This is a genomic window from Microcystis viridis FACHB-1342, from assembly GCF_014698335.1.
Classification (GTDB): domain Bacteria; phylum Cyanobacteriota; class Cyanobacteriia; order Cyanobacteriales; family Microcystaceae; genus Microcystis; species Microcystis ichthyoblabe_A.
In genome coordinates this window covers 40339-51537 of the sequence record NZ_JACJSV010000014.1, presented here as the reverse complement: position 1 = coordinate 51537, position 11199 = coordinate 40339, and the positions used below count along the sequence as shown (strand labels likewise).

The following is an 11199-nucleotide window of genomic DNA, read 5'->3' as shown; positions in this document are numbered from 1 at the left end:
AACTTGTTATTGGTGGGGTAGGGAATCACCTAAGTCACCCTGTTGAATTATTGATTGTCACTAAAAATGTTTAAGCGATCGCTTTTCTTGCCCCTGTTAATTTTATCCCTTAGTTGTACGCTGCTTTTTAGTGCTTGTCGTCAACAAACAGCTAATAATCCCCCAGCAACGGAAAATAATAATCCAGAAACTTTAAAACTTTTATATTGGCAAGCACCGACGATTTTAAATCCCCATCTCTCCACGGGATTTAAAGACTCAGAAGCGAGTCGCATTACCTTAGAACCTTTGGCTAGTTTCGATGAAAAAGGGGAATTAGTTCCTTTTTTAGCGGCAGAAATTCCTACTCTTGAAAATGGGGGAGTTGCCCGGGATGGTAAATCGGTGACATGGAAGCTAAAAAAAGATATTAAATGGTCAGATGGTACTCCTTTTACTGCCAAAGATGTCATCGCTACCTATAATTTTATTACCAATCCGAAAACTGGTTCTACTAGCGCTGGCAATTATGAAATAGTTAAAAGTGTAGAAGCGATCGATCCCCATACAGTTAAAATAACTTTTAAGCAAGTTAATCCCGCGTGGTCATTAGTTTTTGTGGGGACAGAAGGGATGATTTTACCTGCTCATCTCTATGAAAAGTATAGCAATGAAACAGCACGTCAAGCCCCTGCTAATTTATTACCGGTGGGAACTGGCCCCTATAAAGTGGTAGAATTTAAACCGGGAGATACGGCAGTTTATGAACCAAATTCTTTCTTTCGAGAAGCGGATAAATTGGGTTTTCAAAGAATAGAATTAAAAGGAGGAGGTGATGCCACTTCTGCGGCAAGAGCGGTTTTACAGACACAGGAGGCGGATTATGCCTATAATTTGCAAGTAGAGGCCAAGGTTTTAAGTGATTTAGAAAAAGCGGGTCGGGGTCAGTTAATATCTAGTTTCGGTTCTTTGATTGAAAGAGTTTTATTTAATCTGAGCGATCCTAATCAAGCTACTCCTGAAGGTGAGAGGTCTAGTATTAAGTTTCCCCATCCTTTTTTGAGTGATGTGAAAGTAAGAGAAGCTTTGTCGTTAGCCGTTGATAGAGATACTATTGCCACGCAACTTTATGGTATTACTGGGAAAACAACTCCTAATTTTATTGTGATGCCATCGGAATATAATTCGCCCAATACTAGCTATGAATTTAATCTAGAAAAGGCTAAGAAATTACTAGATGATGCGGGATGGAAAGATAGTAATGGTGATGGCACTAGGGATAAAAATGGGGTAGAAATGAAATTAGTTTTTCAAACCACTGTCAATCCTCTCCGTCAGAAAACCCAAGAAATTATCAAACAAAGTTTACAAGCGATCGGGGTAGGAGTAGAATTAAAAACTGTTGATGCCAGTATTTTCTTTTCTAGCGATCCTGCTAACGATGACACGGTAGAAAAGTTTTATGCTGACCTACAAATGTACACTACCGGTAATAATAGTCCCGATCCGAAAGCCTATTTTAAAACCTTTACCTGTAGCGAAATTCCCCAAAAAGCTGATGGTTGGGCCGGGGATAATTATGCTCGTTATTGCAATCCTGAATACGATAAATTATGGCAAGCTTTTAGTCAAGAATTAAACCCAGAAAAACGGCGAGAAATAGCGATTAAAATGAATGATATGTTAATTAATGATTTTGTGATTATTCCCCTAGTTCATCGTGCCGATGTGGTGGCAATTAGCAATAGTTTGTCGGGGTTTAAATTAACTCCCTGGGATAGAAATACTTGGAACATCAAGGACTGGAAGCGTAGTAAATAAATGCTGAAATATTTTCTGAGAAGATTATTATTTTCGATTCCCACTCTTTTAGCCATTAGTATGGTGGTTTTTGGCATTTTGGCCCTAGCACCGGGGGACCCGATGGGGGAATTTGCCGCTAATCCTGCTATTACGGAAGCGGTGCGAGAAAATATTCGCAAAAGTCTCGGATTAGATCAACCGCTTCCCGTGCGTTACGTCAAGTGGTTGTTAGCATTTCTTCAAGGAGATATGGGCTATTCTTTCACCAGTCGCAGCCCAGTTTTTACCCTCATTTGGCAGCGTTTACCCACAACCCTCTGGATTGTTGGTATTGCCTATATTTTCGGGGTTTTAATCGCTTTTCCTTTGGGCATAATTTCAGCAGTCAAGCGCTATTCTTGGTTAGACAAAATCATCTCTACTTTTTCGCTACTTGGCTTTTCTTTACCCACTTTTGTAACGGGATTATTATTAATTATTATCTTTAGTGTGCAGTTAAACTGGCTACCATCTTTTTATAACAGTACCCTAGAAATCAGTGATTTTAATAGTTTGATCGAGCAGGTTAAACAGTCAATTATGCCCGTAACTGTATTAAGCTTATATCAAGGGGCGATGTTGATGCGTTTTGTGCGTTCTTCCGTAACTGAAGAAATTCACCAAGAGTACGTTAAAACTGCCTTAGCCAAGGGACTAACTAATTTTTCTGTCCTAACTAAGCATATAGTTCGCAATGCTTTAATCCCCGTTGTCACCCTGATTGCTCTCGATATTCCCTCAATTTTTACCGGTGCTTTAGTCACAGAACAAGTGTTTCGTGTACCGGGTATCGGTGCTTTATTAATTGATTCTATTTCCCGCAGTGATACCCCCGTAGTGATGGCGATTACCTTTATCTATGGGATTTTAATTGTTATCTTTAACTTAATTGCCGATTTAACCTATAGTTGGCTCGATCCGCGAGTCAGATATTAACTATGAACATCATGCGATCCTTACACACGGCGATTTTAGTCACCGATCTAGAAAAAGCTGTTAACTTTTACGAAAATGTTCTAGGATTGACTAGAATTGATCGCCCTTTTCAATACGATGGGGTTTGGTATCAAGTGGGAGATTATCAAATTCATTTAATTGTCGATACCAATTATCAAAACTACCGTCCCAATCCCCAAAAATGGGGACGCAATCCTCATATTGCCTTCGCTATTGATGACGTGACAGCCATGGGTAACTATCTAGAAAGTCAAGGTTATACAATTCAAATGAGTGCCTCGGGTAGAAAGGCATTATTTGTCAGCGATCCCGATGGTAATATCCTAGAAATGAGCCAAATTTAGCCTGAAAAATTCCCCAATATGTTAGACCAATTACAGACTCAACTCTATCACCTTGAACAATACGCCGATCGCTTAGTGACTTCCCAACTAACTCACCTTAGTTTTGTCAGTATTGCCGTGATTTTTCTAGCCGGTTTACTTACCAGTCTTACCCCCTGTATGCTGTCGATGTTGCCGATTACCGTCGCTTATATCGGGGGTTACGAAAATAAAGGTCGTTTAGCGGCTTTTTGGCAGTCCACATGGTTTTCCCTGGGATTAGCTACCACCTTAGCGGGATTGGGACTAATTGCCGCTACTTTAGGGAAAGTCTATGGACAGGTGGGGATCGGTTTACCAATTATCGTCAGTGCGATCGCTATTTTGATGGGGTTAAACCTCTTGGAATTATTACCCCTGCGCTTCCCCTCCCTTGGCGCTACCGATTGGATTACCGGCGATTTTCCCCCGATTTTGCGGTCCTATCTTCTCGGTTTAACATTTGGTTTAATCGCCTCTCCATGTAGTACACCTGTTCTAGCAACTCTATTGGCATGGGTGGCAAATACGGGGGATTTAAGCTTAGGAGGGGGATTATTGTTATCCTACACTGCCGGCTATGTTTTACCGCTAATTATCGTCGGTTCTTTTACTGCCTCGCTGAAAAGCTTTCTTTCCCTGCGTCAATGGTCCGGGTGGATTAATCCTGTCAGTGGGGTTTTATTAATCGGTTTTGGAGTTTTTTCTTTATTATCCCGTCTGCTGTGATGGTGGAGAGTTATGATGGATAATTGGCTAGAATTGTAAAACTTTTAACTATGACTATATCGGAAACTTCCTCAAATTTAAAGAATACACCGCCTCAATGGGGACGGAAATTTATCCAGACTATTGCCGATCTACGATTGGCAATTATCCTCTTACTTTTAATCGCTATTTTTAGCATTTCTGGGACGGTAATAGAACAGGGACAATCTCTATCTTTCTACCAAGTTAATTATCCTGAGAAACCCGCTTTATTTGGCTTTCTGACTTGGAAAGTTTTATTACTATTGGGATTAAATCATGTTTATAGCACTTGGTGGTATCTATCATTATTAATTCTCTTCGGTTCTAGTTTAACCGCTTGTACCTTCCGACGACAATTACCCGCTTTAAAAGCGGCCAGAAAATGGCAATTTTATCAACAATCTCGCCAATTTCAAAAACTGGCTTTAAGTGCTGAATTAGAAACTGGTTCCTTAGAATCTCTCACCCCTCTATTAGAAAAAAAAGGCTACAAAGTTTTTCTAGAAAATAACAGTCTTTATGCTCGTAAAGGTCTGATCGGTAAAATCGGTCCGATTATCGTTCATGCAGCCATGTTAATTATTTTAGCAGGAGCAATCTGGGGAGCGTTAACGGGGTTTTTCGCTCAAGAAATGGTAGCTAGTGGCGATAGTTTTCAGGTTAAAAATATTATTGAAGCTGGACCCTTATCTAAAAATTCTCTCCCTAAAGATTGGGGGATTAAAGTTAATCGTTTTTGGATTGATTATAGTCCTAAAGGTGATATAGAACAATTTTATTCTGATTTGTCGGTGATCGATAATCAAGGACAGGAGATCGATCGCAAAACTATTCAAGTTAACCAACCTTTGCACCATAAAGGGGTGACTTTTTATCAAACCAGTTGGGGAATTGCTGGGGTAAAAGTACAGGTGAATAATAGTCCGATCCTACAGCTACCGATGGCTAGTTTAGACACCAAAGGTAATGGACAAATCTGGGGAACGTGGATTCCGACTAAAACCGATCTTAGTGAGGGAGTTTCTCTTTTAACCAGAGATTTACAAGGTACGGTAATCGTCTATGATGCTAAGGGAGATTTAACCTCTGCGGTACGAGAAGGAATGACGATTCCTATCAATGGAGTTAATCTAAAAATAGTCGAATTAGTGGGCAGTACAGGTTTACAAATTAAGGCAGATCCGGGAGTACCGATTGTCTATTTAGGTTTTGCTTTATTGATGATGGGAGTGGTAATGAGTTACTTTTCCCATTCGCAAATTTGGGCTTTACAATCGGGCGATCGCTTTTATATTGGTGGTAAAACTAATCGCGCTCAAGTCAGTTTTGAACGGGAAATAATTGATACTATCGAAATGTTAAAGTTAAAGTAGAATTGACGTTAATTTGGTGTCGTTTCCCGATCAAAAGTTATGTTTATCTATACTATTGCCTATTGCCTATTGCCTTTTTTGCCTATTGCCTACCCTAACCAAGAACTTAATTTTGTTCAATTACTTATATGCCAGAATTGCCAGAAGTAGAAACGGTGTGTCGCGGATTAAATCAAGTTACCCAGGGCAAAAAAATTATCGGTGGGGAGGTATTATTACAGCGTACCCTAGCCTATCCTAATTGCGAGGTAACTTTTCTGCAAGGAATTGCTCAGACTACGATTACCAATTGGCAGCGCCGAGGCAAATATCTCCTCGCCAATTTAGATAATGGTAGCAGTATCGGGGTTCATCTGCGTATGACCGGACAATTGCTCTGGGTAAAAGATACCACTCCCCTGCCGATTCATACGCGCTTACGCTTCTTTTTTGCCAATCAGCAAGAATTGCGCTTCGTCGATACCCGCACTTTCGGGAAAATTTGGTGGATTGCCGCCGATAAAACCCCAGAAAGCGTGATTACTGCTCTCAAAAAACTGGGATTGGAACCCTTTGATCGCAATTTTACCCCCGATTACCTCTATAGTCACTGTCAAAAAAGTCGTCGTCCGATTAAAACTTTTCTCCTCGATCAAAATGTGGTGGCAGGAATTGGTAATATCTACGCGGATGAAGTTCTTTTTAAAAGTGGTATCCATCCCCAAACTGCCGCTAATCTCTTAAAAATTGAGCAAATAGACTTATTGACAAAAAACATTATTTCTGTACTGGAAACAGCGATCGCTGAAGGCGGCACCAGTTTTAGCGATTTTCTCCACGTTACGGGAGTTAATGGCAATTATGGCGCAATGGCCTGGGTTTATGGTCGTACTGGCGAAAATTGTCGCCTTTGCGGTGCAACTATTGCCAGAATTAAATTAAGTGGACGCTCCTCTCATTTTTGTCCCCAATGTCAAGTCTCAACAGTAATCAGTAAACAGTTGTAAGCTGATAGCTAGATGGTCAGGTCACGGAAATCGATGCAAAGTTCACTGAAAAGGATTATCATCGGTGCGAGTTTTTTTCTCGCTACGGTAGTCGGAGCAACTATCGGTTATATGGCCTACGGTTGGAGTTTTCTAGATGCCGTTTATATGGTGATTATCACCATATTTGGGGTAGGTTTCGGGGAAGTTAAACCGATTAACACTCCCAGTCTGAGAGCTTTTACCATGTTAGTTATCATCTGTGGGACTACCTCGGCCGTTTATGTGGTGGGAGGGTTTTTTCAGATGCTCACCGAGGGAGAAATTAACAAAGCCTTTAGCGATCGCCGGATGAATAAAGAGATGGAATGCTTAGAAAATCACGTCATAATCTGTGGTTTTGGGCGCATAGGACGCATCCTAACGACTAAATTGGCAAAAACAGCCCAATCCTTTATTATCGTCGATAATAACCCCGATCGCATTAGATTAGCTCAGGAAAAAGGTTACATAACTCTTAATGGTAACGCCACCGATGAAAGTATTCTCCAAAAAGCCGGCATCGACAAAGCGCGAGTTTTAGCGACTGTGTTACCCGATGATGCCTTAAATGTCTTCATCACTTTAACCGCAAGAGAACTCAGTCCGCAACTATACATAATCGCTAGGGGAGAATATCCCAGCACCGAGAAAAAATTAAAACTAGCCGGGGCCGATCAAGTGGTTTTACCTGCTACCATTGGAGCAGAGAGAATGGCCCATTTAATCACCCATCCAGCCGCGATTGATTTTTTACAGGAAGATGAAGGTAGGCGCAATCTTAACGAATTATTAGCCGATATCGACCTACAATTTGAAGAATACTCGATTTTAAGCAATTCTCCTTTTTTGGGACAACCCATCAGTCAGATGGAAGTGCGGGGACAGGGTGCTTTTATTATCGTTGCTGTGCGTCAATTTGATGGTGGTGTCATCGCCCATCCCGACAATTCCACCATTCTACAGCAAGGCGATACGGTCATTTTATTAGGTCATCGGGGCGATGTTCCTAATTTTGCCCGTCGTTATGCTCTGCGTCGAGAAATGCGCTATCGTGGGTCTTCTTGGTAGGATATTTACCTACAAAAAAGTTGAGATTTTCTGGAATTAATTTCGCTACCGATGGAGATAAAACTAACTCACTAATTATCTCCAGGGACAGCTATGAAATTAACCTATCGCGGCATTCCTTACGAGAAAAACCCCACTGCCACCGTTGTTTCCAGTCCGATGATTTTAGGCTATCGTGGTGTTCCCTATTTAAAAAACCTTGGTGTCGTTCAAACCATTCAGAAACAGGTAGCCGTTACCTATCGCGGTCAAGCCTATCATATCACTCAATCTTTAGCTTCTTTGCCCATGGAAAGACCCTCTTTAAGTTTTTAACTTCTAGTTCTTTTTTCAATCAATCTCTTTTAAAGATTGTCAATTAATGATTTTATCAATTACCTTAAACGGGTTGTATCTCCCCTCTTGCTCCCTCGCTCCAAGGCGGATTTTTTACTCGTTTTTGCCAACAAGAAATAAGTACCTAAGCAAAATTAATTACACATATTTTTCCCTTCCGCAGTTCCGCAGTTCCAGCGTTCCCCCGAAAGGGGGTGTGAATTTAATTTTGTCGAACTGCTGATAGTTATCAGTTTTTTGTAGAATAGGGAGATTGAGAAAACGAATACCTGCCCCTATGACAAGATTCCCTTTGACTGGTCGCTATTCTGGTTTATGCGTCTTGCTCACTTTATTCTGGTTAAGCGGTCAATCTTTACCAGTGCGAGCGGAAAAAATCTATAATCCCGTCCCCCTCATCCTCAATAAAGAAATTAACGATACTCTCACCGACAAGGATATTCCCACGGGTGAGGGGGGGTTTGCTAGGGATTATACCGTAGATTTGGAAAAGGACGATCAGGTGGCCATCGATCTCAAATCGGAAAACTTTGATGGAGTTTTAATTCTCCTGGCCGACGATGGTTCCACTGTAGCGGAAAATGATGATGGTCCCGATGGTGGCACTAATGCTCTCCTTTTTGCACGGATTACCGAGTCGGGTAAATATATTATTCGGGTGAGAGCTTTCGGAGAAACCGGTGGGGGAAAATTTACCCTGAAATTAACCCGTTTACGGGCTGTGGAGGGCAAAAATTAGCTAATTATTGTTAAAAAAACCAAGAATAGAGCCTCTGTCCACTCTACCACCGCACCGTAGGTATCGCCAGTGTGACCGCGAAGACGACGATATAACCAGTAACCAGTAAGCAGAGCGAGGGCGATTCCAGCACTAATGGCGATTATTCCCCACCTTAGACCACCAAATAGGGCGATTAACCCCCAAATTACTCCCCCACAGTCCCAGGGCAGACAAAAAGCCACTTTATGAAAGGCTCCCTTGCCGGTGGGTTTGAGGTAGGGATAAAGAGCGATCGCCATTACTTGCCCCCAACGTCCCCAAATTGGTGCTAAAATTAGAGCTAAGGCTCGATTATCGCTTAAATCAGTCAAAGCGGCGATTTTTAGCAGCAAAACCATAGTCACGGCCATGACTCCAAAGGCCCCGGTAACACTATCGGCCATGACCGCTAAACGACGCTGGGGGTCGGTGACAGCTAAACCATCGGCCGTGTCACTAACTCCATCAAGGTGTAGTCCTCCCGTTAGATAAACCCAAACCCCCACAAGGACAACTGCACGAGTCAGGGGTGGCATTCCCAGGCCAGCTAGAGTTATATCGAGCAAAACCAGAATTAGACCCAAAAATAAGCCCACTAAGGGAATCCATCGGGCAATTCTACCAAAATCCGGCCAAGCAATCGGAACCGGAATAATCGTGTAAAAAGCGATCGCACCTAAAAATGAGCGAATTTCTTGACAAATGAAGTTAAATATGGTAATCAATCCCCCCAATTCGCTCCCGGTATGTCATCGTTTCTCATAAAGATGAAGTATAACCTAATTTTGTATCGGCCACCCTGTGGGATTTTCAAAACATCTGAGAACACCTATAATAATTCGGCATAACAGACTTACTTGTAATTTTATAGGAAGAGTTCTTGTGATCGCTCTATAGGAGAGTAATATGCGGAAAGATTTTTTAAAAAATGTGTATTTAGTGTGAGATACGGAAAGTTTCCGTATATTATGTAGTTAGGCTTGTCAGTACGTCCCTCTGATAAGTCTATCTATAATCTCAACAGGGACTGCAAATGGAGAGAACAGTTATGTCCAATACAGCAAATTTGTTTATTGATTGGCAACAACAATGGCATACACCGCCATGGCAAGCTTGTGACTATCTTCCAATAGTTCCCAACAAATCGACAGTAAAAACACTGTTAGATGAAGCAAAATCATGTAATCCAAGCGTTACCTACACATCAAAGGGATCTGGTGATAGCGAATATCTAACCTCAATTGATGGGGTGGAAAATAATCAAGGGAATAACGGTTATTATTGGGTATATTTCGTCAACGGACAGATGCCTTCAGTTGGCTTTGCTGCATATAAACTAGATTCAGGTGATAGTGTATCTTGGGATTACAAACATTATAGCTCTGGCCTGAGACAGATGAATCAACCCGATCATCCTGCGAATAAATAATTAAGCCTAACAAGGGGTTCCAGTGGACGTCAAAAAGCTGCGCTCGTTTCTCGCTTTACTTTTTGACGCCCCTGAACCTAGGCGTTAGACAGATAAAGTTTTGAGAATTTCAAAGTAGTCCATCGTACACTCTGAGTTCTGCTACAGTCTGGGCTAGACCTTGCCTTTCATAAGCTGCCAGTAACTCATCAACACTTTGCGGGGGATTTCTTAAACTCATTCGCTGTTGCTTAGCAGCTTCACAGACCACTGAAGGAGCTAAATCAATCAGATGAATAATAAACTCATCGGGATGCTGAGCCTCGATACCATATTGCTCAAGAGTTGTAGCCGGAAAATCTGACAGATTGTATGTAACAATCACATCGGCTCCTGCACAAATGGCAGCCGCTAGTACATGACGGTCATTGGCATCTGGTAAGTTTAGCGATGGAATTAGATCTTTATAACCCTGAACGAGACAGTCACGTACATTACTGTTCATCAGAGCTTTTGTACGGTGAAGACGCTCCTCCGTGAGATCAGGTCTATTCTTCAAAACATTCCGAATCCACTCATCATGAATTTCATCAGTCCATTTGGCACGGAACAAATCTGTTATCGCTAAACGCATCAAAAAATCCCGTAGAGGAGCTGGATATAAAACACACGCATCGAATAATGCAGTGAAGTTGCTCACAATCAATAGCCCATGTCCAACTCTTGTGCTTCGCGTGTAAGTTCTTCAAGAGTTTGTAATCTTTTCTGGTCTATGTCATGCTTATAGGTCATGAGGTCGTCAAATCGAATCCGGCGATGAGTTCCCACTTTTCGGTATGGAATCTTGCCATCATCAATCAGACTGATCAGGAATGGACGTGATACATTTAAGATATCTGCTGCTTGTTGTGTCGTTAACTCAGCATATACAGGCATCAAAGTAACTGCATTGCCACGAGCCATTTGCGTCAGAATATCAGTTAAAAGGCGAAATGCAGACATCGGAATAACAACCACTTCTTCTGGCTCATTATCCGCCTGCACACGCAGTCTGAAGTCAGGCAAGGGGTTTCCAACAGGGCGTTTGCCTAGAAATCTTGAAAGCTGACGGCTTGACTCACGCGCAAGCTCTGTATCTGCCGCAGTCGGTGCAATTGTCTCTTGAAAATCAGCGATTCCAGTAGCCATTGTCTTGTGCCGCTCATACTGTTGATTGAACTCTTGTCCAGAGTACCACGGCCTAGTGTAGCCCAGATACGAAATAAATGCAACAAACGCAACAAACGAAAAGTATGTTTTTGCCACAACTTGCTCACCAGCCGTAGGGTGCGTTCCCTAATGAGGCTCCCACCGCTCC

Annotated in this window: 13 protein-coding genes; 10 read left to right on the top strand and 3 right to left on the bottom strand. The window is 41.9% G+C overall.

Annotated features, from left to right (window positions below):
* The first annotated feature begins 66 nt into the window (after positions 1-66).
* From H6G40_RS07085 to H6G40_RS07045, 9 genes are all read left to right on the top strand, one after another.
* Complete coding sequence (locus H6G40_RS07085; protein WP_069474943.1) at positions 67-1800, top strand: peptide ABC transporter substrate-binding protein; 1734 nt, start codon at positions 67-69, stop codon at positions 1798-1800.
* Entirely contained in the window at positions 1801-2757 is a 957-nt protein-coding gene (locus tag H6G40_RS07080) for an ABC transporter permease (protein ID WP_190537465.1), read from the top strand.
* A gap of 2 nt (positions 2758-2759) precedes the next feature.
* Entirely contained in the window at positions 2760-3122 is a 363-nt protein-coding gene (locus H6G40_RS07075) for a VOC family protein (protein ID WP_002780396.1), read from the top strand.
* Between the two features lie 18 nt (positions 3123-3140).
* The gene (locus tag H6G40_RS07070) at positions 3141-3869 is read left to right on the top strand and encodes a cytochrome c biogenesis protein CcdA (RefSeq protein WP_002757062.1); all 729 of its coding nucleotides are present in this window, start codon (positions 3141-3143) and stop codon (positions 3867-3869) included.
* A 50-nt stretch (positions 3870-3919) separates the two neighbouring features.
* Positions 3920-5263, top strand: coding sequence for a cytochrome c biogenesis protein (locus H6G40_RS07065; protein WP_190537463.1), 1344 nt, complete (start codon positions 3920-3922; stop codon positions 5261-5263).
* A 128-nt stretch (positions 5264-5391) separates the two neighbouring features.
* Positions 5392-6249: a DNA-formamidopyrimidine glycosylase gene (locus H6G40_RS07060; RefSeq protein ID WP_190537461.1), complete on the top strand. Its 858-nt coding sequence runs from the start codon at positions 5392-5394 to the stop codon at positions 6247-6249.
* Between the two features lie 33 nt (positions 6250-6282).
* Positions 6283-7338 (top strand): potassium channel family protein, encoded by a 1056-nt coding sequence (locus H6G40_RS07055; protein ID WP_069474940.1) that lies wholly within the window; start codon positions 6283-6285, stop codon positions 7336-7338.
* A gap of 93 nt (positions 7339-7431) precedes the next feature.
* The gene (locus H6G40_RS07050) at positions 7432-7653 is read left to right on the top strand and encodes a DUF4278 domain-containing protein (protein ID WP_069474939.1); all 222 of its coding nucleotides are present in this window, start codon (positions 7432-7434) and stop codon (positions 7651-7653) included.
* Positions 7654-7951: 298 nt separating this feature from the next.
* Complete coding sequence (locus tag H6G40_RS07045) at positions 7952-8413, top strand: PPC domain-containing protein (RefSeq protein WP_002778638.1); 462 nt, start codon at positions 7952-7954, stop codon at positions 8411-8413.
* Here H6G40_RS07045 and cobS read toward each other — a convergent pair.
* Positions 8410-9168, bottom strand: coding sequence for an adenosylcobinamide-GDP ribazoletransferase (gene cobS, locus H6G40_RS07040; RefSeq protein WP_004158958.1), 759 nt, complete (start codon positions 9166-9168; stop codon positions 8410-8412). The two genes, H6G40_RS07045 and cobS, sit on opposite strands and share 4 nt — an antisense overlap.
* A 314-nt stretch (positions 9169-9482) precedes the next feature.
* Between cobS and H6G40_RS07035 the strand changes: the two genes are divergently transcribed.
* Complete coding sequence (locus tag H6G40_RS07035; RefSeq protein WP_069474938.1) at positions 9483-9863, top strand: DUF4430 domain-containing protein; 381 nt, start codon at positions 9483-9485, stop codon at positions 9861-9863.
* Between the two features lie 109 nt (positions 9864-9972).
* On the opposite strand, the gene H6G40_RS07030 is transcribed toward H6G40_RS07035, so the two are convergent.
* Positions 9973-10542: a PIN domain-containing protein gene (locus H6G40_RS07030; RefSeq protein WP_256094060.1), complete on the bottom strand. Its 570-nt coding sequence runs from the start codon at positions 10540-10542 to the stop codon at positions 9973-9975.
* A 2-nt stretch (positions 10543-10544) separates the two neighbouring features.
* Complete coding sequence (locus tag H6G40_RS07025; protein WP_256094059.1) at positions 10545-11147, bottom strand: helix-turn-helix domain-containing protein; 603 nt, start codon at positions 11145-11147, stop codon at positions 10545-10547.
* Between the last annotated feature and the right edge of the window lie 52 nt (positions 11148-11199).